This window comes from Nonomuraea sp. NPDC049158 (assembly GCF_040648335.1).
Lineage (GTDB): Bacteria > Actinomycetota > Actinomycetes > Streptosporangiales > Streptosporangiaceae > Nonomuraea.
The window spans coordinates 662,784-689,768 of record NZ_JBEZDM010000002.1 but is presented as its reverse complement, the minus strand read 5'-3'; the positions used below and the strand labels follow the sequence as shown (position 1 = coordinate 689,768).

General features: G+C 67.5%; 28 protein-coding genes. 19 read left to right on the top strand and 9 right to left on the bottom strand.

The genetic code is table 11. The features are described from left to right. Window positions 1–165 precede the first annotated feature (165 nt). From AB0B61_RS07450 to AB0B61_RS07440, 3 genes are all read left to right on the top strand, one after another. Window positions 166–1,188, top strand: a complete 1,023-nt coding sequence (locus AB0B61_RS07450) for a GDP-mannose 4,6-dehydratase (RefSeq protein WP_358429207.1) — start codon at window positions 166–168, stop codon at window positions 1,186–1,188. 114 nt (window positions 1,189–1,302) lie between these two features. Then, on the top strand, window positions 1,303–1,860 hold the full coding sequence (locus AB0B61_RS07445; protein ID WP_358429205.1) for a helix-turn-helix domain-containing protein: 558 nt from the start codon (window positions 1,303–1,305) through the stop codon (window positions 1,858–1,860). Continuing rightward, window positions 1,853–2,683 (top strand): SRPBCC family protein, encoded by an 831-nt coding sequence (locus AB0B61_RS07440; protein WP_358429203.1) that lies wholly within the window; start codon window positions 1,853–1,855, stop codon window positions 2,681–2,683. The genes AB0B61_RS07445 and AB0B61_RS07440 overlap by 8 nt, the downstream gene beginning before the upstream one ends. On the opposite strand, the gene AB0B61_RS07435 is transcribed toward AB0B61_RS07440, so the two are convergent. Then, complete coding sequence (locus AB0B61_RS07435) at window positions 2,680–3,147, bottom strand: MarR family transcriptional regulator (RefSeq protein ID WP_358429202.1); 468 nt, start codon at window positions 3,145–3,147, stop codon at window positions 2,680–2,682. The genes AB0B61_RS07440 and AB0B61_RS07435 overlap by 4 nt on opposite strands. Window positions 3,148–3,232: 85 nt before the next feature. Here AB0B61_RS07435 and AB0B61_RS07430 point away from each other — a divergent pair, with 85 nt between their 5' ends. Both AB0B61_RS07430 and AB0B61_RS07425 read left to right on the top strand, forming a co-directional pair. Next, a complete protein-coding gene (locus AB0B61_RS07430; RefSeq protein ID WP_358429200.1) occupies window positions 3,233–4,108 on the top strand; it encodes an LLM class flavin-dependent oxidoreductase in 876 nt (291 codons plus the stop codon). Window positions 4,109–4,213: 105 nt separating this feature from the next. After that, on the top strand, window positions 4,214–5,722 hold the full coding sequence (locus AB0B61_RS07425; RefSeq protein WP_358429198.1) for an SMI1/KNR4 family protein: 1,509 nt from the start codon (window positions 4,214–4,216) through the stop codon (window positions 5,720–5,722). 85 nt (window positions 5,723–5,807) lie between these two features. Here AB0B61_RS07425 and AB0B61_RS07420 read toward each other — a convergent pair whose 3' ends face one another. From AB0B61_RS07420 to AB0B61_RS07410, 3 genes are all read right to left on the bottom strand, one after another. After that, entirely contained in the window at window positions 5,808–6,101 is a 294-nt protein-coding gene (locus tag AB0B61_RS07420; RefSeq protein ID WP_358429196.1) for a hypothetical protein, read from the bottom strand. Continuing rightward, window positions 6,094–6,654 carry an RNA polymerase sigma factor gene (locus tag AB0B61_RS07415; protein ID WP_358429194.1) on the bottom strand — a complete coding sequence of 187 codons (561 nt, stop codon included), beginning with the start codon at window positions 6,652–6,654 and terminating at the stop codon, window positions 6,094–6,096. The genes AB0B61_RS07420 and AB0B61_RS07415 overlap by 8 nt, the downstream gene beginning before the upstream one ends. A 321-nt stretch (window positions 6,655–6,975) precedes the next feature. Further along, window positions 6,976–7,638, bottom strand: a complete 663-nt coding sequence (locus AB0B61_RS07410) for an NAD(P)-binding domain-containing protein (protein WP_358429192.1) — start codon at window positions 7,636–7,638, stop codon at window positions 6,976–6,978. Window positions 7,639–7,739: 101 nt separating this feature from the next. Between AB0B61_RS07410 and AB0B61_RS07405 the strand changes: the two genes are divergently transcribed. Further along, on the top strand, window positions 7,740–8,126 hold the full coding sequence (locus AB0B61_RS07405; protein ID WP_358429190.1) for a helix-turn-helix domain-containing protein: 387 nt from the start codon (window positions 7,740–7,742) through the stop codon (window positions 8,124–8,126). Between the two features lie 225 nt (window positions 8,127–8,351). Here AB0B61_RS07405 and AB0B61_RS07400 read toward each other — a convergent pair whose 3' ends face one another. After that, window positions 8,352–8,747: a hypothetical protein gene (locus AB0B61_RS07400; RefSeq protein ID WP_358429188.1), complete on the bottom strand. Its 396-nt coding sequence runs from the start codon at window positions 8,745–8,747 to the stop codon at window positions 8,352–8,354. Window positions 8,748–9,071: 324 nt separating this feature from the next. On the opposite strand from AB0B61_RS07400, the gene AB0B61_RS07395 reads away from it, so the two are divergent. From AB0B61_RS07395 to AB0B61_RS07385, 3 genes are all read left to right on the top strand, one after another. Beyond that, entirely contained in the window at window positions 9,072–10,658 is a 1,587-nt protein-coding gene (locus tag AB0B61_RS07395) for an alpha/beta fold hydrolase (RefSeq protein WP_358429186.1), read from the top strand. A 172-nt stretch (window positions 10,659–10,830) separates the two neighbouring features. Then, complete coding sequence (locus AB0B61_RS07390; RefSeq protein WP_358429184.1) at window positions 10,831–11,646, top strand: class I SAM-dependent methyltransferase; 816 nt, start codon at window positions 10,831–10,833, stop codon at window positions 11,644–11,646. A gap of 59 nt (window positions 11,647–11,705) precedes the next feature. Further along, window positions 11,706–12,206: a GNAT family N-acetyltransferase gene (locus AB0B61_RS07385; protein ID WP_358429182.1), complete on the top strand. Its 501-nt coding sequence runs from the start codon at window positions 11,706–11,708 to the stop codon at window positions 12,204–12,206. 157 nt (window positions 12,207–12,363) lie between these two features. Here the strand turns inward: AB0B61_RS07385 and AB0B61_RS07380 are convergent, their stop codons facing one another. Further along, entirely contained in the window at window positions 12,364–13,551 is a 1,188-nt protein-coding gene (locus AB0B61_RS07380) for a cytochrome P450 (RefSeq protein WP_358429180.1), read from the bottom strand. Between the two features lie 261 nt (window positions 13,552–13,812). After that, entirely contained in the window at window positions 13,813–14,586 is a 774-nt protein-coding gene (locus AB0B61_RS07375) for an SDR family oxidoreductase (RefSeq protein ID WP_358429178.1), read from the bottom strand. Between the two features lie 104 nt (window positions 14,587–14,690). Between AB0B61_RS07375 and AB0B61_RS07370 the strand changes: the two genes are divergently transcribed. From AB0B61_RS07370 to AB0B61_RS07330, 9 genes are all read left to right on the top strand, one after another. Beyond that, window positions 14,691–15,293: a TetR/AcrR family transcriptional regulator gene (locus tag AB0B61_RS07370; RefSeq protein ID WP_357949895.1), complete on the top strand. Its 603-nt coding sequence runs from the start codon at window positions 14,691–14,693 to the stop codon at window positions 15,291–15,293. 597 nt (window positions 15,294–15,890) lie between these two features. Continuing rightward, window positions 15,891–16,736 carry a fumarylacetoacetate hydrolase family protein gene (locus AB0B61_RS07365; RefSeq protein ID WP_358429176.1) on the top strand — a complete coding sequence of 282 codons (846 nt, stop codon included), beginning with the start codon at window positions 15,891–15,893 and terminating at the stop codon, window positions 16,734–16,736. Beyond that, complete coding sequence (locus AB0B61_RS07360; protein WP_358429174.1) at window positions 16,733–18,040, top strand: L-fuconate dehydratase; 1,308 nt, start codon at window positions 16,733–16,735, stop codon at window positions 18,038–18,040. The genes AB0B61_RS07365 and AB0B61_RS07360 overlap by 4 nt, the downstream gene beginning before the upstream one ends. Beyond that, window positions 18,037–18,771: an SDR family oxidoreductase gene (locus tag AB0B61_RS07355; protein ID WP_357949902.1), complete on the top strand. Its 735-nt coding sequence runs from the start codon at window positions 18,037–18,039 to the stop codon at window positions 18,769–18,771. The genes AB0B61_RS07360 and AB0B61_RS07355 overlap by 4 nt, the downstream gene beginning before the upstream one ends. A 73-nt stretch (window positions 18,772–18,844) precedes the next feature. Beyond that, window positions 18,845–19,870, top strand: coding sequence for a sugar ABC transporter substrate-binding protein (locus AB0B61_RS07350; RefSeq protein ID WP_358429172.1), 1,026 nt, complete (start codon window positions 18,845–18,847; stop codon window positions 19,868–19,870). Between the two features lie 29 nt (window positions 19,871–19,899). Further along, on the top strand, window positions 19,900–21,351 hold the full coding sequence (locus AB0B61_RS07345; RefSeq protein ID WP_358429170.1) for a sugar ABC transporter ATP-binding protein: 1,452 nt from the start codon (window positions 19,900–19,902) through the stop codon (window positions 21,349–21,351). Beyond that, window positions 21,348–22,340: an ABC transporter permease gene (locus AB0B61_RS07340; RefSeq protein WP_358429168.1), complete on the top strand. Its 993-nt coding sequence runs from the start codon at window positions 21,348–21,350 to the stop codon at window positions 22,338–22,340. Before AB0B61_RS07345 ends, AB0B61_RS07340 begins: the two co-directional genes overlap by 4 nt. Beyond that, the gene (locus AB0B61_RS07335) at window positions 22,340–22,645 is read left to right on the top strand and encodes an L-rhamnose mutarotase (RefSeq protein WP_358429166.1); all 306 of its coding nucleotides are present in this window, start codon (window positions 22,340–22,342) and stop codon (window positions 22,643–22,645) included. Before AB0B61_RS07340 ends, AB0B61_RS07335 begins: the two co-directional genes overlap by 1 nt. Then, window positions 22,642–23,598, top strand: coding sequence for an aldo/keto reductase (locus AB0B61_RS07330; protein WP_358429164.1), 957 nt, complete (start codon window positions 22,642–22,644; stop codon window positions 23,596–23,598). The genes AB0B61_RS07335 and AB0B61_RS07330 overlap by 4 nt, the downstream gene beginning before the upstream one ends. 124 nt (window positions 23,599–23,722) lie before the next feature. Here the strand turns inward: AB0B61_RS07330 and AB0B61_RS07325 are convergent, their stop codons facing one another. Continuing rightward, window positions 23,723–24,142 carry a GNAT family N-acetyltransferase gene (locus AB0B61_RS07325; RefSeq protein ID WP_358429162.1) on the bottom strand — a complete coding sequence of 140 codons (420 nt, stop codon included), beginning with the start codon at window positions 24,140–24,142 and terminating at the stop codon, window positions 23,723–23,725. A 50-nt stretch (window positions 24,143–24,192) separates the two neighbouring features. Then, window positions 24,193–25,398, bottom strand: coding sequence for an ATP-binding protein (locus tag AB0B61_RS07320; protein WP_358429160.1), 1,206 nt, complete (start codon window positions 25,396–25,398; stop codon window positions 24,193–24,195). 401 nt (window positions 25,399–25,799) lie between these two features. On the opposite strand from AB0B61_RS07320, the gene AB0B61_RS07315 reads away from it, so the two are divergent. Continuing rightward, window positions 25,800–26,972 (top strand): C45 family peptidase, encoded by a 1,173-nt coding sequence (locus AB0B61_RS07315; protein ID WP_358429158.1) that lies wholly within the window; start codon window positions 25,800–25,802, stop codon window positions 26,970–26,972. Window positions 26,973–26,985 lie beyond the last annotated feature (13 nt).

The following is a 26,985-nucleotide window of genomic DNA, read 5'->3' as shown; positions in this document are numbered from 1 at the left end:
CCTGGAATTGTTCACAACTACCGCCAAAGGCCGTGCGAACTGCGATGTTGGCATGACCGAGCGCGGTTCGGTGGAACGTGTTCTAGGGGGCTTTGGTGCTGTATCGAGGCGCTTAGCTGTACATTCCCGTCCAAACGGACGCGGTCGTGATAGTGGGAGGACCCCTTGGCCAGGCGCGCTCTGATCACCGGCATCACCGGCCAGGACGGTTCCTATTTGGCGGAGTACCTGCTCGGTCAGGGATACGAGGTGTGGGGCCTGGCGCGAGGCCAGGCCAACCCGCGCGTGTCGCGGCTGCGCAAGCTGCTGGCCGACGTCCAGGTGGTCCGCGGCGACCTGCTCGACCAGGGGTCGCTGATCTCTGCCGTGGAACGGGTTCAGCCCGACGAGGTCTACAACCTGGGGGCCATCTCGTTCGTGCCCATGTCGTGGGAGCAGGCGGAGCTCACGGCCGAGGTGACCGGGATGGGCGTGCTGCGGATGCTGGAGGCCATCCGGGTGTGCTCGGGCGTGTCGCGCGGCAGCGCGGCCTCCGGCCAGATCCGCTTTTATCAGGCTTCGTCCTCTGAGATGTTCGGGCAGGTCAGCGAGACGCCGCAGACGGAGCGCACCGCCTTCCACCCGCGCTCGCCGTACGGCGTGGCCAAGGCGTACGGGCACTTCCTCACGCAGAACTACCGCGAGTCCTACGGCATGTACGCCGTCTCCGGCATCCTGTTCAACCACGAGTCGCCCCGGCGGGGCGCCGAGTTCGTCACCCGCAAGGTCTCGCTCGGCGTGGCGCGCATCAAGCTCGGCCTCGACAGCGAGCTCCGGCTCGGCAACCTGGAGGCCAGGCGGGACTGGGGCTTCGCGGGCGACTACGTACGGGCCATGCACCTCATGCTCCAGGCCGGCACCCCCGAGGACTACGTGATCGGCACCGGGCGCATGAAGTCGGTCCGCGAGCTGGTCGAGGCCGCCTTCGCGGCGGCCTCCCTCGACTGGGAGCAGTACGTCGTCACCGACCAGGCCCTGCATCGGCCCGCCGAGGTCGACCTGCTCTGCGCGGACCCGAAGAAGGCCCGGGTGCAGCTCGGCTGGGAGCCGACGATGCCGTTCGACGAGCTGGTGGCGACGATGGTCGAAGCCGACCTGCGCCTGCTGTCGAACGGCGGCGACCCCGACCAGGACAGTTCCTGGCCCTGATCCGCCCTCCCTGGCCCTGACCCCCTCCTGGCCTTCATCCACCCCGATCGACGGTGCTCCTTCGAGCACGCCCTATTGACAAAATACAGTTTTACATAAAGGATTGTTTTTGCGATGAGAGATGTCCTGTACCTGGAACAGATCGAGCAGGCCGAGGCGCTGCTCAAGCCGCAGCGCGTCGAGGTGCTGCGGCAGCTGGCCGAGCCGCGCACCTGCACCGAGGTCGCGGCCCGGCTCGGTCAGACGCCACAACGCGTCTACTACCACGTCAAACGGCTGGTGGACGCCGGCCTGGTCGACCTGGTGTCGGAGCGCAAGGTGCGCGGTGTCCACGAGGGCATCTACCAGGCGGGTGCGCGCTCGTACTGGCTGTCACCCCGCCTGGTCGGCCACATCGGCGTGCGCAGGGTGCGGGACGAGCTGAGCCTGGGCTACCTGCTGGACCTCATGGAGGAGGTTCAGTCCGACATCGCGAGCCTCGACAGGACCGCGACGGAGCTGCCGTCGATCGGGCTGTCGGGGGAGATCCACGTGCGCCCCGAGGACCGTCAGGAGTTCCTGCACGAGCTGCAGGGGATGCTGCAGGACCTGTTCACGAGGTACGGCGGGGCTGAAGGCGACGCCTTCAAGCTCGCCGTCGCCTGCTACCCCAAGGGAGATGAACATGAGTGAGCCGATGACCGTCCGCGCCCGCGTCCAGGCACCGGTGAAGGAGGTGCACCACGCGCTGACCGACGCCGCGACGATGCGGCTCTGGCTGGCCGAGCACGCCGAGGTGGAGCTGCCGGACCGCTATGCGTTCTGGGGCCGCCACACCCCCGAAGGCGACGCGCCGCACCAGCGGCCCCTGCACGTCGACGACCACACGGTGCGCTTCTCCTGGCTGCTGGACGGCGTGGACACCACGGTCGAGTTCGGCCTGGAGGAGGACGGGCCCGAGACGACCATCGTGTCGGTGTCGCAGACCCACTTCAACTTCCAGGAGGCACTCTCGGAGGCGACGATCCGCGGGGTGATCCAGACATACTGGTGCCTCATGCTGGCGAACCTGGCCGAGCACTTCGACGGCCGCCCGCTCACCCCGAAGCCCGACTTCACCTCCTCCGACCTGCGGGCGGAAGTGCTGATCGCCGCTTCGGCGGAGAAGGTCTTCGACTCGCTGATCGACTCGGAGTCGGTGACTCGCTGGTTCGGCTTCCCGATCGAGATCGAGCCGCACGTCGGCGGCCGTTTCGCCATGGGCGGCCTGGCGGACAACCCCAACCCGGCGAAGATCGTCGAGCTGGAGCCGGGGCGAAAGCTGTCCGTCGACTGGGGCGGCGTCGGGGTCAGCACCTGGGAGCTGGCGGAGTCCGGTGGCAAGACGCGGTTGACGATGGTGCAGAGCGGATTCGACCGCCCGCCGTACGCGGCCTGGCTCGGCACCATATCCGGCGTCTCCGAACTGCGCCGCTTCCACGAGGTGCCCAACTGGAGCCCCATCTGGGTGTCCTAGCCGTCGCTCTTCTCCCCAAGGTGGGTCAGCACGGTCTCCGCGACGGCCCCCAGAACCTCGATCTGCTCCGGCGTCAGCAGGTCGATGAAGTGGCGGCGTACCGACTCCACATGATCGGGAGCCGCCACCTCGATGGCCCGCATTCCCTCCTCGGTCAGCACGATCACGGCGCCGCGGCCGTCGCTCTCACACTCCTCACGGGTGACCAGGCCGCGCTGCTCCATCCGTGAGATGTGCCGCGACAGCCTGCTCTTGGACCACAACATCCGCTCGGCCAGCTCGGTGAGCCGCCCGCGACGCCCCTCGGCCGATGACAGGGACGACAGCACGTCGTAGTCGGGCGCCGACAACCCCGAGTCGCGCAGGAGATCCCGGCTCACCTGGGCGTCCAGGAGCAGCCGCATCCGGCGGTAGCCGAGCCAGGCCCGGAACTCCGCCTCATCCAACCAACGCGGGTCACCCATGCCGCCCAGATTAGCTGACTTAGTTGACGTGTAACCAACATTGGTTTTAGGTTCCATGTAAACCAAATGATGGGAGGCGGACGCGATGTCGAGTGGAATGTCGGGTGCGATGTTCGGCGTGGGCATCTCGGCCTCGGCGGCTCCCGGCGCCGATCCGGTCGGGGACGCGCGGCTGGCCGAGGAGCTGGGGTTCGACTTCGTCTCGACGTCCGACCATCCGTGCGGAACGTCGCCGACGTACGAGATCTGGACGCTGCTCACCTGGATCGCCGCCGCCACCTCGCGGATCCGCGTCGCCACGCGGGTCCTCGGGGTGCCGTACCGGCCGCCGGCGATGGTGGCCAAGATGGCGGAGTCGCTGCACCGGCTCTCGGGTGGCCGCCTGATCCTGGGGCTCGGCGGCGGCTATTCGGACGAGGAGTTCCGGGCCTTCGGGCTGGGCGTGCCGACGCCGCGGGAGAAGGTCGACGGGATGGTGGAGGCGATCCACATCATGCGCGGGCTGTGGTCGTCTCCGTCGTTCACGTACGAGGGCGGCCGGTATCACACACTGGACGCCTCACTGGAGCCCAAGCCTGTCAGTCCAATCCCCATTTGGTTGGGGACGTACGGCAACCGGGCGCTGGCGGCGACCGGGGAACTGGCGGACGGGTGGATCCCTTCACTGGGGTTCGCACCGCCTTCGGAGGCGGCGGGTATGCGTTCGCGGGTGCTGGAGTCCGCTGAGCGGGTGGGGCGGGAGGTGGAGTGCGTCTACAACGTGCCGGTTTCGGTCGGCGAGTCCTCGTCCTCGGCCTCGATGGTGGCGGGTTCGTCGGAGGAGGTGGTGGAGAAGTTGCTGGGGTTCCTCCGGCTGGGGTTCACCTCGTTGAACCTCATGCCCGTGGGGGCGGACTTCCGGGGGCAGATGGAACGACTCGCGGCCGACGTCCTTCCGGCATTGCGCGCATTCTCTTCCTAGCGCCTAAGATCCGCCCAAAGCTCCGTAATTGTCGATGATCTGCTTCATCCACAGAATCGGATTCGGCGCCTCTTGCCCATCGTCTGCTCCCTCATTCTGAACGGCGTGAACGAACTCTCGCTGCTCGAACGTGCCCAGCACATAACGCGGCTGATTCCCCAGGCCGTCGCGTGCCGCCGGACGGCCGCCCACATCTGGGGCCTGCACGTGCTGAGCCTCGACACCACCGAAGACGACTGGCCGGTGGAGCTCATAGCCCCTGGCCACCTGGCGATCCCCGGCTGCGTCACCCACGTGGCCACCCTGCCCGCCGATGACATCACGGAGCACAAGGGCGTCCGCCTCACCACCCGGGAGCGCACGGCCCTCGACTGCGTCCGCTGGCTTCCCCGCCTGGAGGCCGTGGCCGCCCTGGACCAGTTCCTCCGCTACGGAGTGGACCTGGAGGCCCTCTGGCACCAGTCCACCTCATGGCACCTACGTGACACGCTCAGCCTCGCCGACCGGGGTGCCGGCTCGCCCCGGGAGAGCTGGCTGCGCGTGATCCTCGTGGACAACGGCCTCCCCAAGCCCAGCACCCAGATCCGGGTAACCCTGGCGGAGGACCGCTTCGCCTATCTCGATCTCGGCTGGCCGGAGTTCCAGGTGGCGGTCGAGTACGACGGTCAGCGACACCACACGTCGGCCGCCGACCAACTCCGCGACGAGCAGCGCCGCACAGAGCTACGCGCACTCGGCTGGCGGGTCATTGTCGTCCGTCGAGACGTCATCCCCGGTCAGACCGCCGACCTCCTCCATCAGGTGGCCGACACCCTCATCCAGCAGGGCTGGCAACCAGGCGCCCGGCAGACGACCCGCATCCTCGCCCGCATCAGAGCCGCCCGCAGACGACGACGGTTACCTGGTACGGGTGAGGCCACCCGTACCAGACCATTTCGGAAGTCTCGTCGTCCGTTGTGTGCGGTGGGGGTGCTGCACTTGGGACGAGCGAGGTTAGGGTGTGTGGTCATGGTGACGGAAGCGTGGGCGCGGATCGAGGAGTGGCTGGCGCGGCATACCCCCGCCAGCGCGGCCGCGCTGGCTCCACCCGCCGACCCGGCCGACGTCGCCGCCGCCGAAGCCGCGCTGGGACTCGCCTTCCCGCCTGAGCTCGTCGAGTCGCTGAGCCGCCACGACGGCCAACGCATTTGGGCGAACATCCTGCCCGAAGGGCCGCCGCTGTCGACCGCCGGCATCGTCGACCACTGGCGCATGTGCATGGACGTCGCCGCGAGCGTCGACGGGTTCACCCCGCACCAGCCGGGCGCCGAGCCATGGTGGCACGAGCGATGGGTGCCGTTTGCCGCCGCGGACGGCGATGCGCAGGTGATCGACCTGCGGCCCGGGCCCGGGTACGGCCGGGTCGGCTGGACCACGCACGACGGCCTCGGCGACTTCGACGCTGCCTGGCCCACGCTCGGCGCCTACCTCACCGAGGTGGCCGACGCGCTCGCCGCGGGTGCCCCGGTGCGTTACTGGGTGCCGTACCTGACGGTCGACGGCGAGCTGTGGTGGAGCACCGAAAATCCGGAGGTTGCGCCCCCGGGTATCAGGCGTTTTCTCCCGACTCCCTGACACGGCGCACGTGGCAATCCGGTAGAGGTGCCGGGAACCACCGACACGATTTCCGAGACCGGACAAGTAGATCTGCGGCATCGGTTTACGAGCTGTCGTCGGCGGGGTGCGATCCAGGAGAGGGGGCCAGGGTCAGTTCACACCGGCCATCTACGCAGGAGCGCCGCACCCGGCCCATCGAGATGGTCTGTATCAAACCGATGGCCCAGCAGGTCGGACACCCTCGCAGGGCGAGCAGACCAGCCGGCGCGAGCAGCAAGCCACCCAGTCCGACCACCGGAATCAGGGCGACCGAACCGACCAGCGCGCCGAACCCGATCACGCCGCGCACCAGGTGTCGTGGCAGAGAGGCGCTGGCAAAGCTGTGATCGTCAGTCATCGTTGTCTCCCATGGCTGTGCCAGGTGTGCCCTGCAGCGTGTGGTGCACCGTGGCGCGGGCGCGATGCAAGCGCGATTTCATCGCGGCGGTGCTGAGGCCGAGCGCATCGGCGACCGCCCGTCCGCGATAGCCCAGAACATCGCGCATGATCAAAACGCGCCGCTGATCAGCGGGCAGAGAAGCGATCGCCGCCGCTACCCGGTCGGCTTCCAGCCGCTGCAGCACCTCCTCTTCGGCCGACCACACGGTGACGTCCACGACCGGTTCGTGGCGTCGCACCAGTAACCGCGATCGCCGCAGGCACTCGTTGCGGACGATGCGAAACATCCACGACGCCAGCGCACCGGACGCCCGCAACGTCCCGATCTTGCGGTACAGAATGATCAACGCCTCCTGCGCGGCGTCTTCCGCATCTTCCGGCGAGGCACACATCAAGTGGGCGAATCGCTGCACGTGCGGGTGCGTGCCGGACACCAACGCGGCGATCGACTCGACGTCGCCATCCCGCGCGGCGACGACCAGTTGCTCAACCGGCCAGCTCACCTCAGCCACGCGAACGACTCCGCCTACGCAGCACTACGACGGTGCACGTGCACAAGAGCACGGCCGCCACGACGACGATACCTACGAGCATGACAACCTCCTGAACCTGTCCCGACGCGGTTGTCGGTACAGGTATAAGAGGCGCGAACCCCATTAAAGGATTCATGCCGCACCCCAAGACTGGGACTCATCCAAGGGGGTGCCCCTCGTTCCCTCCAGGCAAGCCACACCCATGAGCGATCAGGAGAAGGCGACGTTCTTGGGCCAGCTACCGGTAGAGCCCTTACCTGGGAGTCATGAGGGCTCTTAAAACCCATGAACGGATCGATGTCAGGCGTCAGAATGGGCGAAGGCCTCCTGAAGGGGCGGCAGCATCTGGCGGGCGTCGTACCCGGCGAACCACAAGCCGACCACGAACACACTCACGGCTTCCAGATATCGCGCCCGCCTCAGCCCACCTGCCCGTACCGGCTCGAACCCCAGATCGCTCACCAGACCGGCGACCACCTCCACAGCCCGCTCATCGTCGCCGCACAGCGGCACCCCCAGCCCGCGCCCTGCGTGGGAGGTCCAGACCTCCGCGGCGCACAGGTTGAACGCCTTGACAATCCCCGCCCCAGTGGCCAGCCTGGCCACCCGCTCGGACACCGCGTCGTCGGCCAGTAAGAACGAGTTCGGCGCGTTGGTGAACGCGTCAGGCTCGTAGGCGTTGGTGCAGTCGATCAGCGTCCGCCCGGCCAACGCGCCGTCCGCCGCGCCGATCTCGGCGAGAATCCCGTCCACCGACAAGGCCGGTACGGCCAGCAGCAACGCCTCGCCGTGCTCCGCGGCGGCCCGCAGGTCACCGCCGCAGGCGCCCGCCCCGATCGCCTCGGCCACCTTGCGCGCCTTCTCCTGCGACCGTGCGCCGACCATCACCTCGTGCCCAGTCCGCGCCCAGCCCGATCCCAGCGCCTCGGCCATCTGCCCCGCCCCAAGTATGCCAATACGCATGTCATTCCCTCTTCCTCGCCTGGACTGCAGCTTCCGGCGAAGACGGTAGCCGCGCCGATAGGTACCTCCAGGTGTTCAACGGATGCGGGAGACTGGCGCATGTGGACCACCACGACGATTCCCCGTTTGAGCCCTTCGGCGACTTCATCGCCGACTGCCCGGCCCGTCTGGCCGTGGACCTGTTCGCCCATGCCTGGCTGCCGGTGGTGGTATTCGCCCTCAAGGAGGGGCCCATGCGCCCCGGCCGGCTCCGCCAGGAGATCGGCGGCATCAGTCAGAAGGTGCTCACCCAGACACTGCGTCGCATGGAACGCTGTGGCCTGGTCGAACGCCGACGCTATGCCGAAGCCCCGCCGCGGGTGGAGTACGAGTTGACCCAAGCGGGCAAGGATCTGCTGGTGCCGATCCGTGCTCTAGGCGACTGGGCCTTCCGCCACGCCGACACGGTCCTGACCGCCTACGACGACTCCTCCCGCACAGCCGGTTGACCCGCACGGCCAGGCGCCCGCACGGCCTTCGACTGCGTCCGCAAGGGCCTCACGCCTTTCGAAACGCACCTGCCCAGTATCGACTGCATGTCCCAATTCCCGAGCGGCCTTGGCGGATTTGCCGTCGTTGGTAAGAAAAGGGCGGCCTGCCAGCGTGTCCGAGGGTACGCCGGCAGGCCCGTTTCAGGTTGCCAGGGCAACCCATTTGCTATGCAGCCACTGGTATCAATAAGTGTGGCAGGGGGAGCCGTGAGATTCCCAGTCTGCGGTATTAGGGTTGTAATACCAGAGCTTGGCGCAGAGCCGCTTACCGGCGACGGACGCATGCGTGCCAAACTTTTGTCCCCTGGTGCCGCCTGAGTATTGGTAGTCACCGGTTCCGCCGTACCGCGCACCGTTCGAGGCGTACCAGATGTCTATGTGATACTTCCCGTTATTGCCGGAGTTCTGCTGGACGTCTACGCGGTTGTCGGCACTTACGCCGATCCACATCCAGCCATCGCCTTCGGCCAGCGCGGGTGACGCGCCGACGGTCGCGATCGTGCCGGCGAACAGTACGCCGAGGGCTGCGCCGATAATGCGCCGGCGAACGGTGCGGCGGGACTTCGATCGCGTTTCCATAGAAACCTCCATGGGTCGTCCGGTCGGAATTGCGATGCTCTGAGATAACACTCAGGCGCCGCTACTCATGACCTTCCAGCATCCGATAATGCGGAGGCCAGGACAGCCGCCGGACATTTAGCGGACATCGGAAAACTCGGCCTCCGGTTATCGGTCACGACGCGTGATCGTCGGTTGGTGACTGCCTGCTCGCCGAGTTCCTGTTCGTACAGCATGAGGTGATGTTGTCAGGGCGGCCGTGGGGCGGTGCCGAAGAGCCTGCGGCCCGGCGGCCGTTTTCCTGGAAACAGGAAGGAAACAACCGCTGCGTTACAACTGGTCCGCATGACGTACCGAAGATCACTGACGGCAATGGCACTGGCGCTGGCGGGGCTGGTGGCGCATCCTTCCGCGGCAGGCGCCGCCACGGAGGCCGACCCGAGCGCGAGCGTCACCGCGAACCCCAGCCCGAGCTCCGGCGTATCGTCCGTTCAATGGAAATCCTGCCCGGACTACTCCGATGAGGTGATCCAGAGCCTGCGCGTGACGCAGGAGCAGGTTCCGGCCTTCCGGACGCTGATGAAGCGCCTGGAGTGCGGGACGGTCAGTGTCCCGCTGGACCACCGCGACCCCGGCGGGCGGAAGATCGACATCGCGGTGACCCGGCTGGCCGCCACCGACAAGGCACACCGGCTCGGCGCGACCGCCGTCCTGCCAGGAGGGCCGGGCAACAGCGGATACCTGGACCCGATTCTGCGGGCCGCGCTCAGGAACGAGGAGATGGCCAAGCTCAACGAGCGATACGACATCATCGGCTTCGATCCGCGCGGGGTCGGGTACAGCACCAAGGTCGCCTGCCCCACCCTGCCAGGAGGCCCGCAGGAGCCGGGCGCGCTGACCAAGGAGGCGGCCAGGAAGATCTACGACGGCCAGGTGGCCGCCAACCAGAAGTGCGGACGCTCCGACGCCGCCTTCCTCGGTCAGCTCACCACCGGCAACGTGGCCAAGGACCTGGACCTGGTGCGGGCCGCGCTGGGTGAGCGCAAGCTCAGCCTGCTCGGCTTCTCCTGGGGCACCTATCTGGGCATGGTGTACCGCAGCCTGTTCCCCGAGCACACTGCACGGGCCTTCCTGGACAGCGTGGCGCCACCGTGGACCCGTTTCGACGAGCACGTCAAGGACAGCGCGGAGGCGGCTGAGCGTGACTTCGGGCGCATGGCCGCCTGGCTGAGCCGCCGCGATGAGACCTATGGTCTCGGTGCTACCGCCCGGCAGGTGCGCGAGCAGGTGGCCAAGCTGGTGCGCGATTATGACAAGAGCCCCAAGACGTACACCGACCTGCCGCGGCCCATCGACGGCTCGGCAGTCGCCGACCTGGCCAAGCGCAACTCGACCGAGTGGGCACGCGCGGGCAAGGCGCTGGCCGAACTGCGCACAGCGACGGGCACCACCGCCCCGCCCACCGTCAAGGAGATGCTCAGCGGCGGTCAGATGATGGGTACGCCCGTGCCCGGCGCACCCGAAATGCTGAACATGACCATGAACTGGGCGGTCGCCTGCAACGAGGACAGCAGCCGGGCCGGTTTCGACACCGCCTGGCGTGCCTACCAGGAGCTCGTGAAGCGTCATCCGGCGACCGGCCGGTCCTGGGGACTGGGTGTCATGTGTGCCGGCTGGCCGCTGCCGGTGCAGGAGGCCACGTTGAAGCGGAGCAGCGGGTCGCTGGTACTGGCGGGGCACCTGTACGAGTTCATGTCCGTCTACGACTGGACGTTGCAGACGCGGCGCGCCATCGGCGGCACCGTCTACACGGTCGCCGACGACGTGCACGTCTCGACCACCCGGGTACCCGAGTGCGCCGCCGAGGTGGTGCGGTATTTCGAGACGGGCCGGATCGACAGAGGCTGCGGGGGCAGCGCAATCCCGAGCTGACCACCGGTTCCCGGACTCGGTGTTGCCGCAACCAGGAAATTAGTCGTGTGACAGCGTGCGACCCTGCCGGGCTTACGCCATGGCGCGTTCGAGTTCTGCACTCCCGGCCAAGCCAGGTTGAAATCATTCACAGTCTTCACGAAATTCTTGAAATAAGTTTAGTGTAGTTGTCATGAAAGAATCTGAACTCGTCGGAGTGCAGAAGACTCTCAGTCCGGTCCTGAAGGCCAAAGCACTGGACAACCGACTGTCGGATCCGATTCTTGGCGACGAATACGCCGAGCAGGCGATGCGCCGCCTCGACCCCGGCTACGACAGCCGCAGATTCGGCACCAGCCAGATGGGCCTCGCCGCCGTGGTGCGCGCCAAGGCCCACGACGACTGGGCCCGAGGCTTCCTCGCCGATCACCCCGACGCGGTGGTGCTGCACCTGGGCTGCGGTCTCGATGCCCGGGTGTACCGGATCGACCCGCCCGCCACCGTCGACTGGTACGACCTGGACTACCCCTCCGTCATCGAACTGCGGCGACAATTCCTGCCGCCGCGCGAGCACTACACATTGATCGACTCCAGCGTCACCGACCTGGCCTGGCTGGAACGCATCCCCCGGGGGCGGCCAGTGCTGATGATCGCCGAGGGGCTGGTGCCCTACCTCACCGAGACTGACCTCCGGCGGCTGCTGACCAGCGTCATCGATGCCTTCCCTACCGGCCAGATACAGTTCGACACGGTGCCTGTCTGGGCGTGGCGCACCTCGAAATGGGATCCCACGCTGCGCAAATACGGCGCCCAGTTCCACTGCGGCTTCAACGACCCGGCAGAGCCGGCCGACTGGCACCCGCGGCTCGAATACGTCGACGAGGCGCCGATGTTCGACGCACCGGTGCTGATGGCCAAGGCACCCGCGGGTGTACGCCGCATGTACCGCCTCCTGAACCTGCTGCCGGGCATGAAGCGGTCCACCCGCATCGTGCGCTTCCGCTTCTGACGCTGCCGCTGGCCGGAAACGCAGGCGATCTCGGCGAGCCCTCTGGGTAGAGTCGGGCAGTGCCCGAGCTGAAGCAACTGCGTGCTGGTCATGCCCCGGCGGTCCTGGCCTTCGAGCTGGCGAACCGCGCCTACTTCGCCGCCTCGATCTCTGATCGCGGTGACGACTTCTTCGACCAGTTCACCGACCGGTACAACGCCTTGCTGGCTGAGCAGGAGGCCGGCATCTGTGCTTTCTACGTACTCATCGCCGAGGACGGCTCGGTGCTCGGCAGGTTCAACCTGATCGACATCGAGGATCGCATCGCGAACCTTGGCTACCGGGTGGCGCAGCACGTCGCCGGCCGCGGCGTGGCGACCGCGACCGTTCGGGAACTGTGCCGGCTGGCGGCGTCGCGGCATGGGCTGCGCACACTACGGGCGGCCGCCGCCCACAAGAATGCCGCGTCCCAGAAGGTGCTGACCAAAGCCGGGTTCGTCCTGATCGGCCCGGCTGATTCGGCCGACCTCGGCGGCAAGCCAGGCAGTTGGTATCAGCGCGACTTGGTGCCCCAGTCGTAGACCGCGATCTTGCTGATGGACCGACTGCCGGGGGAGTTGCGCAAACCGCTGATCTTGGTTATGTCAGCTGAAGTATGAGCCAGCCAGCGTCCTACGGGCTGGCCGGCTCGCGATCACCCATGGCGGCCAGCCGCCGAAGGGGCCGGCTGGCCGGCGATCAGTCCATGACGACCGGTAGTTCCTTGATGCCGTTGATGAAGTTCGACCGTAGGCGCCGTGCCTCTCCCGTTTGCCGCAGCCGTGGATACCGCCGGGCCAGTTGCTCGAACAGCACCCGCAGCTCCAGCTTCGCCAGGTGATTGCCCAGGCAGAAGTGTGCCCCACCGCCGCCGAAACCGATGTGCGGGTTCGGGTTGCGGCCGATGTCGAAGACCTCGGCATCCGGGAAAACGGAGGTGTCCCGATTCGCTGACGAGTAGAAGACCACGACCTTGTCGTCCTCGCGGATCTGCTGGCCACCCAGCACCGTGTCCGCCGTGGCCGTGCGCCGGAACAGGTTCACCGGCGACACCCACCGGACGATCTCGTCGGACGCCGTGCCCGCCAGCGTGGGGTCCGCGACCAGGCGCTGCCACTGCTCGGGGTGCTCGAAGAGGGCGAGCATTCCGCCGGAGGCCGCGTTGCGGGTGGTCTCGTTGCCGGCGACCACAAGCAAGAGGACGAAGAGGTCGAATTCATCCTCCCCGAGCGTCTCGCCGCTCTTCTCGTCGGGCTGGATGAGCTTGGTGACGATGTCGTCGCGCGGGTTCGCCTTGCGCTGTGCGGCCAGTTGGTTGGCGTACGCGTACACCTCCATGGCCGCATCGCCGCCCTGGTCCTCCGAGGTGGCGTAGTCGGGGTCCTGGGCGCCGATCATGCGGTTCGACCAGTTGAAGATCTTGTCCCGGTCCTCGACCGGGGCGCCGAGCAGTTCGCAGATCACGTAGAGCGGCAGCGGAGCCGCCACCTCGGTGACGAAGTCCGCCTCGCCCGAGCACTTGTCGAGAAGGTCGTCGCAGATATCCCGGATGTGCTGTTCGAGCGCTCCAATCGTGCGCGGCGTGAACCCCCGGTTGACCAGCGACCGCCGCCGCGTGTGCTCCGGCGGGTCCTGGTTGAGCATCATCAGCCGCTGCAGCGCCCGCTGCTCCTCGGTGACCTCGTCGAACAGTGCCAGTTTCCTGGACGAGGAGAAGAGGTCCGAGCGCCGAGACACCTGTACGACATCGTCATATCGGGTGACGGCCCAGAAGTCGGGCTCGCCCTCGTGCCGGTGTACGGGATCGTTGTCGCGCAGCCAGCGCAACTGCTCGTGCGGCGGGCCGGAGGTCGCGTAACGGTCCTGGTCGACGAGGTCAATATGCACTCGAGCTCACCTCGGGCCTGTGGAGTGATCAAGCGCTTGGTTAAGCGCCTTATTGAAACGTGTTCTATTACGCCCCGCTGCCTCAGTCAACCGCCCGCTCCGCCATCATCCCGATCCCCGTCATCCTGGCCCGCCGACGCTGCCAAGCTGGCTGTGCCATGCCTGAGGCAGACTCATCTTGTCTGCTCGTCCATGATCATGCCAACCTGCCCGCCCCTCCGTCCAGCGGCCCAGCTCCTGCCCTCTCAGCTCTCTCTCAGTTCACAGCCCGGCGCCTCCCGTCGCGTCGATGACCCGGCCTGTCACCCAGCGCGCGTCGTTGGAGGCGAGGAAGGCCACGATGTCGGCCACGTCTTCCGGTTGCCCGACCCGGCCGAGGGCGGCCAGGGCGGCCGCATGTGCCTCGGCCTGCGGATTGCCCCGCAGCCAGGCCGCATTGACATCCGTGTCGATGATCCCGGGAGCCACCGAGTTGACCGTGATGCCCCTTGGGCCCAGCTCCTTGGCGAGGTTGAGGGTGAAGGTGTCCAGTGCGCCCTTGGTGGCGCCGTAGGCGATGATCTCCGGCATGGCCAGGCGGGCCGCACCGCTGGAGATGTTGATGATCCGGCCTCCGTCACGCAGGCGCGACAGCCCCTGCTGCACGATGAAGAACGGCGCACGCACGTTCACGGCGAAGATCTCGTCGAAGCCGTCCTCGGTCAACGAGGCCAGCGCCGCGCTGCGCCCTATGCCGGCATTGTTGACGATGATGTCGAGCTTCCCGTCGGACGCGTGGTCTTCGCCCGCGGCGTCGAAGGCAGCCCAGAGGCGCCTCGCGTCGCCGTGCCGTCCCAGCTCGGCGCGGAGTGCGAAGGCCAGCCCGCCGTTCTTCCGGATTCGCTCGACGGTCTCGCCGGCCGCCGTCTCGTCCCGGGCGTAGGCGACGCCGACGGCGGCACCGTCCCGGGCGAGTCGTTCGGCGATGGCCCGGCCGATGCCTCGGCTGCCACCCGTGACCAGCGCGACCTTGCCCTCAAGTGCTCCTGCTGCCATGGCTGTTGACCGCCTTCCTATTTCTTGAGCGATGACTCAAGAAGTGAACGTAGCACGCTTTCTTGAGTGCTCGCTCTAAAATCAGGGGCATGAATGGACCAGGCGTGAAGCGCGGACGGCCACCGGCGTTCGACCGCACGACGGCCCTGGCAGCCGCGACGCGACTGTTCTGGGAGCACGGTTACGAGGCCACCACCATCGGCGAGCTGACCCGGGCGATGGACATCAAACCCGGCAGCCTGTATGCGGCGTTCGGGGATAAGAAATCCCTGTTCAAAGAGGTCGTCCACGCCTACGGGCGCTCTCCCGTCGGTGCGTTCATCGGCACCGCCCTGGAAGAGGAGCGCACAGCCCGCGGCGCGTTCCGTCGCATCCTTCGCGAGGCGGCCGCCGTCTATCCCGACCCCTCCCACCCGGCCGGCTGCCTGACCATCAGCGCCGCCACCAACGTCACGGTCCAGGACGCCGACATCTCGGCATTCCTGAGCGACCTCCGCAACGCGAACCTGGCCGCCTTCGAAACCCGCCTGACGACCGCGCAGCGGCAAGGCGAGCTATCCGCCGCGGCCAACCCTCGCGCCTTGGCCGCCTACTTTGCCGCGATCATCCAGGGCATGTCACAGCGGGCCCGCGACGGCGCCACGGCCGCAGAGCTCACCGAAACCGCGGAACTGGCACTGGCCGCCTGGCCCCAAGCGCGAGGCTGATCGCCGCCCGGCAAGAAGCCCGGCAAGAAAACGAGCTATAACCGCGCTCGCGCCTACGCCCTGCCGGGCTGCGGTTCCAACCGTTTGCCGGACAGTCCTCGGTTTTGGGGTTGGTGTGGTTGGTGGCGTCGCTGGGTTGGGAGGGTGAGGGTAGAAGGGGCGGAGGGCTGGTCGTGAGGGATGGGGGATGGTGTTGTACGTGGGGCATTGTGGGGATTCATCGGGTGTTTGAGGGGCTTTGCTGGAGGTTTACCCGTTAAGTGGGGCTTGTGGTTGAGGCGGATGGGGAAGGCTGCGAGGTGGGTGAGCCCCGGTTCGCCCGGCAATTTATGCTAGACCTCCGAGGATCCACCCGTTACGCAGGTGAAAGGAGTCCGGTATGGGGAACGGGGGCCATCCGATGTATGTGACGGCCACTCGGTGGCCCTTCATGCGAAGATTGGGCGAAGCTGGTCACTGCAACCGTTTGTAATGCGACTTCAGCGCCACTCTCGACCCCTATGGATCCGATGTATCGCGCGTGGAGGCTTGACAGGCCCTACTCAGGCCGACCAGCATCATGCTAGATACATCCGATGTATAACTTAAGGATGCGGTGTGAAGCTGCTGCGAGTAGGACCTGTCGGCCAGGAGCGTCCGGTGGTGATGGACGGCGCCGGTAACCTGCGCGACATCGGAGAGCCCGAGATCGATGGGGCTTTCCTCGCTTCCGGGGGAGTGGCGCGCGTCCGCGACGCGCTCGAGCGTGATGCGCTGCCCGTGATCGCGGCCGAGGGGCTGCGCATCGGAGCTCCGGTCGCGCGACCAGGCAAGATCGTCTGTATCGGGCTGAACTACAGCGACCACGCGGCCGAGTCCGGCGCGGAGGTTCCGGCGGAGCCGGTCGTGTTCATGAAGGCCGCCAACACCATGGTCGGCCCCTACGACGAGGTGCTCGTACCGCGGAACAGTCTGAAGACCGACTGGGAGGTGGAGCTGGCCGTCATCATCGGTAAGCGGGCCCGCTACCTGGGCAGCCGGGAGGAGGCGCTCGGCGTCATCGCGGGGTACGCGGTGGCCAACGATGTCTCTGAGCGGGAGTTCCAGCTGGAGCGGGGTGGCCAGTGGGACAAGGGCAAGTCGTGCGAGACGTTCAATCCGCTCGGGCCTTGGCTGGTGACCGCCGACGAGGTGGCCGATCCGCAGAACCTGACCATGCGGCTGTCGGTGAACGGCGAGGTGCGCCAGGACGGCGTCACCAAGAACATGATCTTCGATGTGGCGGAGATCGTCCGGTATCTGAGCCAGTTCATGGTGCTCGATCCGGGTGATGTGATCAACACCGGCACTCCGGCCGGGGTCGCCATGGGGATGCCCGGCCAGCCGTACCTGCGCGCGGGTGACGTGATGGAGCTGGAGATCGAGGGACTCGGCCGCCAGCGCCAGACGGTGGGCCAGGCATGACGACTCTCGACGGACAAAAGAGCTACCGGATCGTGGAGTTGGAGACGCACGACATCCGTTTCCCCACCTCCCGCGAGCTTGACGGCTCCGACGCCATGAACCCCGACCCCGACTACTCCGCCGCCTACGTGGTTCTCAAGACCGATGACGGCTACGAGGGGCACGGGTTCGCGTTCACCATCGGGCGCGGCAACGACGTGCAGACCGCGGCGATCAGCGCCCTCGAGTCCTATGTGATCGGCAAGGACGTCGAGGACCTGGGCGCTCTCTACAAGGAGATGGTGTACGACTCGCAGCTGCGCTGGCTGGGCCCCGAGAAGGGCGTCATGCACATGGCGATCTCCGCCGTGGTCAACGCGCTGTGGGATCTGAAGGCGAAGCGGGCGGGCAAGCCGCTTTGGCTGCTGCTGTCCGAGATGACCCCCGAGGAGATCGTCGATCTCATCGACTTCCGGTACCTGAGCGACGCCCTGACGCCTGAACAGGCCCTAGAAATCCTGAAAAAGGCGGAAAAGGGGAAGGGGCAGCGGGTCGAGGACATCAAGCGCGAGGGGTACCCCGCCTACACCACCTCCCCGGGCTGGCTCGGCTACGACGACGACAAGTTGCGCCGGCTGTGCAAGGAGGCGCTCGACGCCGGCTTCGGCCAGATCAAGCTCAAAGTGGGCGCCGATCTCGACGACGACATCCGACGTTTCCGGGTGGCTCGCGAGGTGTGCGGGGCCGACTTCCCCATCGCGATCGACGCCAACCAGCGCTGGGACGTGGGCGCGGCCATCGACTGGGTGAACGCTCTGCGGCAGTTCAACCCGCACTGGGTGGAGGAGCCGACCAGCCCCGACGACGTGCTCGGCCACGCCGCCATCGCCGCGGGCATCAAGCCCATCCCGGTGGCCACCGGCGAGCACGTGCAGAACCGGATCGTGTTCAAGCAGCTCCTGCAAGCCGGCGCGATCTCGTACCTGCAACTGGATTCTGCTCGGGTCGGCGGTGTTAACGAAAACATCGCGATCCTGCTGCTCGCGGCCAGGTTCGGCATCCCCGTCTGCCCGCACGCCGGCGGCGTGGGGCTGTGCGAGCTGGTGCAGCACCTGTCGATGTTCGACTACGTGGCCGTGACCGGCACGATGGACAACCGGGTGATCGAGTACGTCGACCACCTGCACGAGCATTTCGTCGACCCCGTGGTCATCGAAGGCGGCCGGTACGCCGCCCCCAGCGCGCCGGGCTTCAGCGCGGCGATGCACCCCGAATCGATCGCCGCCCACACTTTCCCCGGCGGCGAGGTCTGGAGGGACGCATGAGTCTCAAAGCGATTGTCACGGGCGGCGGCGCCGGTATCGGCCTCGCCACGGCCACGTTGCTCGCCGAGCGCGGCATGAAGGTGGCCTGTTTCGACATCAACCCGCCCGGTGACCCGTTCATCGGCATCAAGGTGGACGTCACGGACGACGCCGGCGTACGCGCGGCCGTGGCCGAAGCGGCCGAGCGGCTCGGCGGCATCGACATCGTGGTCAACAACGCGGGCATCGGGGCACAGGGTACGGTCGCCGACAACCCCGACAGCGAGTGGCAGAAGGCGTTCGACGTCAACGTGTTCGGCATGGTCCGCGTAACCCGGGCGGCGTTGCCGTACCTCAGGCAGTCGGAGCACGCGGCGGTGGTCAACACGTGCTCGATCGCGGCCACCGCGGGCCTGCCGAACCGGGCGCTCTACAGCGCGACCAAGGGCGCGGTGCTGTCGCTCACGCTGGCGATGGCGGCGGATCACGTACGGGAGGGCATCAGGGTCAACTGCGTCAATCCCGGCACAGCGGACACTCCGTGGGTCGGCCGGCTGCTCGACGCCGCCGACGACCCGGTGGCGGAGAGGCAGGCGCTGAACGCCAGGCAGCCGATGGGCCGCCTGGTCAGCGCGCAGGAGGTGGCCGCGGCGATCGCCTACCTGGCCGGGCCCGAGGCCGGCGCGACGACCGGCACCTCGCTCGCGGTCGACGGCGGCATGCAGGGGCTGCGGCTCCGGCCAGTGAACTAAACGAATCGACGGACAGCCAAGCCCAGTCGAGGGCCGGTCAAGCAGAGGCATTCGAGGAAGGTAACCCCCCACCATGAAGTTCGGTCCTTTAGCCGCAGGCGCGGCCCTCTTGGCGGTCATCACCGCGTGCGGCTCCGGAGGTCAGACAGCAGTCGGAGGAGGCGGCGGCGGGAAGGTCGGCATCGACCACCCGCGCGCCGACTCCGACTTCTGGAACTCCTACATCAAGTACGTCCCGCAGATGGCCGGCGAGCTCAAGGTCGACCTGATGCCCGCGACGAACTCGCAGAACGACGTGACCAAGCTGGTCAACAACGTTCAGGCGCTGACCGGCCAAGGGGCCAAGGCGATCGTGATGGCTCCCCAGGACACCGGCGCGATCGCCACGACCCTCCAGACGCTGGCGAACAAGAAGATCCCCGTCGTGACCGTCGACACCCGGCCGGACAAGGGTCAGGTCTACATGGTCGTACGCGCCGACAACCGGGCGTACGGGACGAAAGCCTGCGACTTCTTGGGCGAGAAGCTGGGCGGCAAGGGCAAGGTCGTCCAGCTGATGGGCTCCCTGAGCTCGATCAACGGGCGCGACCGGGCCGAGGCTTTCCGGGACTGCATGAAGACGAAGTTCCCCGGGATCACGGTCTTCGAGGAGCCGACCGAGTGGGAGGGCAGCAAGGCCGCGTCCATGTTGCAGACCAGGCTGGAGCAGAACCCGGATATCAAGGGCATCTACATGCATGCCGGTGGCGTGCACCTGGCCCCGACGCTGCAGGTGCTGAAGCAGAAGGGCCTGCTCGTCCCGCCGACCGATCCCAAGCACGTGTTCGTGGTGTCGAACGACGGCATCCCGCAGGAGTTCGAGGCGATCCGCAAGGGCGACATCGACGCCACGGTGTCGCAGCCCGCTGACCTGTACGCGAAGTACGCCCTCTTCTACGCCAAGGCGGCGATCGACGGCAAGACCTTCAAGCCGGGACCGACCGACCACGACAGCACGATCATCCAGCTGCCGAACGGCCTGGAGGACCAGCTTCCCGCCCCGCTCGTCACCAAGGACAATGTGGACGACAAGAGCCTCTGGGGCAACCAGGTCAAGTAATGAAAAATCATGTTGAAGCCCGAAATGTCGTGAAGCGCTTTGGCCCCACCACGGCGCTGAACGGCGCGGGCATCGCGATCGCCGAGGGGGAGACCCACGCACTCGTCGGCAGGAACGGCGCCGGAAAGTCCACCCTGGTGTCGATTCTCACCGGGCTTCAGCGGCCGGACGAGGGCGAGGTGCGGTTCTCGGGAGAGGCGGCACCCGCCCTCGCGGACCGCGACGCCTGGCGGCAGCGGGTCGCCTGCGTGTACCAGAAGTCGACGATCATCCCGGCGCTGACCGTCGCCGAGAACCTGTTCCTCAACCGCCAGACCACCGGCGGAATGATCAGCTGGCGGACACTCCGGGCGAAGGCCCGCGAGCTGCTCGCCACGTACGAGGTGGAGGTCGACGCGCAGGCACTCGCCGGCGACCTGAACGTCGAGCAGCGCCAGCTCGTGGAGATCGCCCGCGCGCTGTCGTTCGGCGCGCGGTTCATCATCCTCGACGAGCCGACCGCCCGGCTGGACGGCCCGGCCATCGAGCGGCTGTTCGCCCGCATGCGGGCGCTGCGCGAGCAGGGCGTGACGATGATGTACATCTCCCACCATCTCGATGAGGTGTACGAGATCTGCCAGAGCGTCACTGTCTTCCGCGACGCCCGGCATGTCATGACCAGACCGGTCGCCGAGCTGCCGCACGACGAGCTGGTGGCGGCGATGACGGGCGAGGCCACGGCCGCGTACGAGGCCAGGACCCGCGGCGCCGCGAACGGCGCGGTGGTCCTGTCCGCAGAGAGGCTGTCGCTGGCCGGCCGCTTCCAGGCGGTCGACCTGGCCGTCAGGAGCGGCGAGGTGGTCGGCCTGGCTGGATCCGGCAGCAGCGGCAAGGTCGGCTTGGCCGAGGCCCTGGTCGGCCTGCGCAAACCCGACTCGGGCACGGTCACGGTCAACGGCACCCAGGTCAGGCCGGGCGACGTACCGGCCGCCCTGGGGGCGGGCCTCGGCTTCGTGCCGGAGGACCGCAACCGCGAGGGCTTCGTCCCCCTGCTGTCGGTAGGGGAGAACGGCACGCTGCCGATCGCCCGCAAGCTCGGCAGGTACGGCCTCGTCTCACCGACGAGGCGCCGGAACAAGGCCTTGCGACTGATCGAGGACCTCGACATCAAGACCGAGGGGCCAGACCAACCCGTTGGTGACCTGTCGGGCGGAAACGCGCAGAAGGTGGTGTTCGCGCGGGCGCTGGTCGATGACCCGTCCGCGCTGGTGGTGATCAACCCGACCGCGGGCGTGGACGTCAAGGCCAAACAGGCCCTGCTCGGCGCCGTCGAGGACGCGGTCGAGCGGGGAGCGGGGGCCGTGCTGGTCTCCGACGAGCTCGACGACCTGCGCATCTGCGACCGGGTGCTGGTGATGTTCCATGGCAGGGTCGTGAAGGACGTGCCGCGTGGGTGGACCGACCATGAGCTCGTAGCCGTGATGGAAGGCATTGAAGAGTGACAACCACACTGTCTGCGCCGGCCCCCAGGGTGCGGCTCGCCAGGTTCCGGGACCTCACGCTGGTGCCGGTGATCCTGATCCTGCTCATCGTGGGCGCGTTCCTGGACCCGGTCTTCCTGACGGGTGGCAATCTGACCAACGTGCTCCAGCAGCAGGCGTCGATCTCGCTGCTGGTGCTGGCCGAGGCGATGATCCTGATCGCCGGCAAGTTCGACCTGTCGCTGGAGTCGACGGTCGGCATGGCTCCGGCGATCGCGGTGATGCTGGTGATCCCGACGTCGGCGGGCGGGTTCGGGCTTGGCTTACCCGGGCCGCTGGTGATCCCGCTCTGCCTGCTGGTCGGGGCGGCGATCGGGGCGTTCAACGGGTTCCTGATCATCAAGTTCCAGCTGTCGGCGTTCATCGTCACGCTGGCCATGCTGATCATCGTGCACGGTCTGCAGCTGGGCCCGACCGAGGGCAAGACGCTCTTCGAGCTGCCCGACTCCATCCTTTACCTGGGTAGCGCCATCTGGCTCGGCCTGCCGGCGGCGATCTGGATCGCGGCCGTGCTGTTCGCGGTGGGCATCGTCGGACTCGGCTACTTCCGGCTCGGGCGCTCGCTGTACGCGATCGGCGGCAACGCCGACGCGGCGCGGGCGGCGGGCATCCGGGTGGACCGGGTGCTCTGGGGGGTGTTCATCCTCGGCGGCACGCTGGCCGCGCTCGCCGGCGTCCTGGAGACCGGCCGGCTCGGGGCCATCGGCTCCAACCAGGGCGTGGGCTGGATCTTCATGGTGTTCGCCGCGGCCGTCATCGGCGGCGTCAGCATGGACGGCGGCAAGGGCACGATCCTCGGCGCGCTCACCGGCGTGCTGGTGATCGGCCTGGTCCAGAACATCCTCACGCTCAAGGGCGTCTCCGGCTTCTGGCAGCCGGTCGTCTATGGGTGCATCATCCTGATCGCACTCATCATCAGCCGGATCGCCGGCGGAAAGGCCCAGGACTGATGGAACGCATCGCGCTGCGTACCCGGCTCAAGCCCGGTTTCGAGGAGACCTACGACCGGGAGCACGCGAGCATCCCCGCCGACCTGGAGGCGGTCATGCGGGCCAACGGCGTGCGCTCCTGGCGCATCTTCCGCGACGGACTCGACCTGTTCCACTTCGTCGAGGTCGACGACTACGCCGCGCTGCAGGCGGCGCTCAAGGACGATCCCGCCGACCAGGCGTGGCAAGTACAGATGAACCGGCTGCTCGACGGCGACTTCGACAAGGGCGCCGGCGGGCTCGCGCTGGTCTGGGAGATGACGTGACGAATGCTGACCTGGAGAATGACATGATCGAACTGCCTCGCCACGGCTTCGGAGCGGCGCCGATCGCCGGCCTCTACGAGGCGGTCAGCGACGAGCAGGCGCGCGCGACCGTGGACGCCGCCTGGTCTCATGGCGTGCGGCTGTTCGACACGGCCCCGCACTACGGGGTCGGCCTGTCCGAACGCCGCCTCGGCGCCGCGCTGGCCGACCGCAAGGGCTTCGTGCTCTCGACCAAGGTCGGCCGCCTGCTGGTCCCCTCCGCCACGGGCGGTCGTGATGAGCAGGGCTTCGACGTACCGGCCGCTTTCGAGCGCGTCTGGGACTTCTCGGGCGACGGCGTACGGAGATCTCTGGAGGAGTCCCTGGCCCGGCTCGGCCTGGACCGCGTCGACATCGCCCTGATCCACGACCCGGACGCCCACGCCGACCAGGCGATCAGCGAGGCGTACCCGGCGCTGGCCGAGCTCCGCTCGCAGGGCGTGATCGGCGCGATCGGCGTCGGCATGAACCAGTGGCAGGTGCCGCTGCGGTTCGTCCAGGAGACCGACATCGACGTGGTCATGCTGGCCGGCCGCTACACACTGATCGACCAGTCGGGGCTCCCGCTGCTCGACGCCTGCGCGGACAAGGGCGTACGGGTGCTCGCGGCGGGTGTCTTCAACAGCGGCCTGCTGGCCACCTCCACCCCTGGGGGCACCTACAACTACGAGCCCGCTCCCGCCGAGGTGCTCGACCGTGCCAGACGGATCGCCAAGGTCTGCGAGAGGTACGACGTGCCGCTCCCGCAGGCGGCCATGGCCTTCCCGCTCCGACACCCGGCGGTGGCCTCCATCGTCATCGGAGCCCGGTCGCCGGAGGAGGTGGCGACCAACGCGGCGCTCTGGGAGCGTCCGGTGCCCGACAACCTGTGGTCGGAACTGGAGGCCGAGGGCCTCCTGCCGCGACCGGCCTAGCTCTCGCGACCGGCTTCACGTGGATCGCTGAACGTCCCGGCCACGTCGCTGGCAACCGCGGCAGACGTGGCCGGCTCAGCCGGCCTGGCGGTAGCTGGTTCAGTCGTCGCGGGCGGTAGTTGGTTCAGCCGCCGTAGGCGTAGTTGGCGATCCACAGCCCCGGGATCACCTCCACCTCGTCGAGCCCCTCGAACCCCAGCCGCTCGTACAACTTCCTGGCCGGCGCGTTGGCCCGGCCGGTGGACACCACGATCCTGCGGCTGCCCGCCCGGCTCATGACCTCCTCGACCAGCGCCCGCCCCACCCCTCGCCGATGCGCCGCGGGATCGACCACCAGCCGGTTGATGTCCACCTCATCCACCGTCTCCTCCCACGCGACGGCCCCTACCAGCAGCTCGTCCTCGTCGAACGCCCCCACCCACCGCAGTGGCTGCGCCCGCAGCTCATCGAGCGTCTCACTCAACGGGGGAATCCGGTCATCCTCGATGATCTTCGCCTCGACCGCGTACGCGGCATGCTGAACGGCCAGCAACCGAGGCCCCACCGACTCACTATCAGGCGATATTTCGGAAATCTGCATCCCCCGAGTATCTCCTAGCCGATCTCCCACAACGCGCTCACCGGCATCGCCCGCATCCGGTCGCCGAACGAGTAGGTCTGGTCGCCGGTATAGAGCACGAGACCCGCGACGAAGTCGTCCCCGAGCCGGTCGGCCAGATGCCTCAACCCCTTGAAATCCTCACTCCGTACGGTGGACGCGGCCTTCACCTCGATTCCGACCACGCGGCCCTGCCGGTTCTCGAGAACCGCGTCGACCTCGATCTTGTCCTTGGTCCTGTAGTGGAAGAGCTCCACGCGCTCCTCCGCCCACGTCAACTGGCGAGCGAGCTCCATCAGGACGAACCCCTCCAGCAAGGGGCCAAAGAGGCTGCCCGGCCGGACCAGGCTGCGCGCGTCGGCGCCGACCAGGTTCGCGGCTATGCCGGAATCGACGCAGGCGACTTTGGGCGTGCCGGTGGCTCGGTTGCTGATGTTCCTCGACCACGCGGGGATTCGTTTGATCAAGAACACTTCTTCCAGCAGGGCGAGGTGGCGGCGGACGGTGCTGGCCGAGATGCCGAGCTCGTTGCTGAGGGCGCTGGCGACCAGAAGCTGTCCGGAGCGGGCCGCGACCAGCCTGACCAGGGCCCGCGTTTCGGCGAGCCGCTCGATCTCGGCCAGTTGGCTCACATCGCGGGCGATCAGGTCGCTCACGTATGAGTCGAAGAAGTGCTGCCTGCGCCTGGCGGTCGGTCGAGCGACAGCCTCGGGGAAACCGCCTCTGACGAGGCGTTCGGCGTAGTCGCCTCGCGAGACTTTGGACGTGTGGTGGAGCCCGGCGCCTTCGGCGAAAAGGGCGTCCACGAAACCGTCCGGCGTGCCGTCGATCTCTCCCTGCGAGAAGGGCCAGAGCTCGATGGTCTCCATTCGTCCGGGAAGCGTGTCGGGTAGTCCTCGCAGACCGAGCACGCGGGACGAACCGGTCAGGAGGTAACGGCCCGGTCTGGGATCCTGGTCGACTTGGGCCTTGATGGCGAGCAGCAGGTCGGGCACGCGCTGGATCTCGTCGATGACCATCAGCTCCGGGAACGCCACGAATCCCTCGGGATCGGTGGTGGCCGCCTGCCGGTTGATGACGGTGTCGAGGTCCCGCCATTCGGCGGTCCTGCCTTTGGCCACCACGCGTACCAGCGTGCTCTTGCCGCACTGACGAGCTCCGTTGACGAGGACGACTCGAGTGTCCGTCAGAGCCTCAGCCACAGCCCGTTGGGCATGACGAGGAACGACACCGTTCGTCACATTGCCGACCATGGGCCAAGCGTCTCATAAAAGCCCAGTTGATGACGCGTTGGTCGCCATGATCGTGACGCATTGGTCGCTACTCTCATGACGCACTGGCCGCTGTGATCGTGACGCGTTGGTCGCGAATTCCGTGACGTTTTGGTCGCTGTGCTCATGACGGGTTGGTCGCCCGATCATTGACCCCGCCAAGATCTCGACGGACGCTGCACAAGTCTGCGTTCCCTTCCGTGCGGTGCTCGTTCGGCTAAGGCGCAAACGGTTGCCGTCCGTATCCCCCCCGTTATGGGCCGGCCGGTAATGGGGCTGCTCAACCAGGGCAGCTTCTAGGTGCGCAGCGTTCTTCGACGACTGGAGGAAACATGATCGAGTACGGTCAACCCAACCCGGCGGCCGGCCCGCCGCTCGTCGCCGTCGAGGGGACGCCCCGTGAGATGGGGGCCGAGATCGGCCGTAGGACCAGCGCGCTCGTCGAGCGGAGCCTGGAGGCGTACCTGCGCAGGTTCCGTGACGACGTGGGCCTGTCAGACGCCGACGTGCTGCGCTGGGGCGCCACCTATCTCTCTGTGGCTCAGGGTTACGACCGTACGATCGCGGAGATGCTGGAGGGCCTGGCCGAGGGGGCGGGCCGGCGGGTCGAGCACATCACGGCGCTCAACGCGCGTACCGAGCTGCTCTACGGGACCGGCTACCACGACGAGGGCTGCACCTCGGTGGCGGTCTTGCCGCAGTACACGCGTGACGGCCACACCCTGCTCGCGCAGAACTGGGACTGGAACCCCGAGCAGGGACCCGTCACGTTCCTGCTGGCCACCCGCGACACCGAGGGGTTCTCGGTGCTCACGCTGGCCGAGGCGGGCATGCTGGCCAAGAGCGGCCTGAACTCCGCGGGCCTCGGGGTCTGCGCCAACCTGCTCGTCTCCGATCTGGACACCGGCGGCGAGGGCGTGCCGTACCACTATCTGCTGCGCGGGGTGCTGAACTCGCCGCGGATGAGCACCGCGTTGCGCAGGACGCTCAACGTGCCCCGCGTCTCCTCGGGGAACGTGCTCATCGCCGACGCCGGAGGTGAGGCGATCGACCTTGAGGTGGCGCCCGGTGTGTTCGGGCACCTGCTGCCGGAGGACGGCCTGCTGGCCCACTCCAACCACTTCCAGTGCCCGCTTCCGCTGCATGATGAGAAGGTGGCGGCCTCGGCTCTGACGCTGCTGCGGCCCGCGCGGATGCGCCATCTGCTGGAGGACGCGGCGCGCGTACGGGCGGTGACCGTCGAGGACATCGTGGCGGCGCTGCGCGACCACTTCTCCTTCCCTGACGGCATCTGCCGCCACCGCGATCCGGATGTCGCGGAGGCCGATCTGTCCACGACGGTGTACTCGATCGTGATGGATCTTGATGAGCGTGTGCTGTCCATCGCGAGCGGGCCGCCGTGTGAGCACCGCTACGCGCGCTGGCGCCTGGACGACGTCTTCACCCAGGACGCCGTGCCCGCCCTGCACTCCATACCGGAGGAGTCTGCGGTCCCTGCCGGATGAGTCGGTCCGCGCC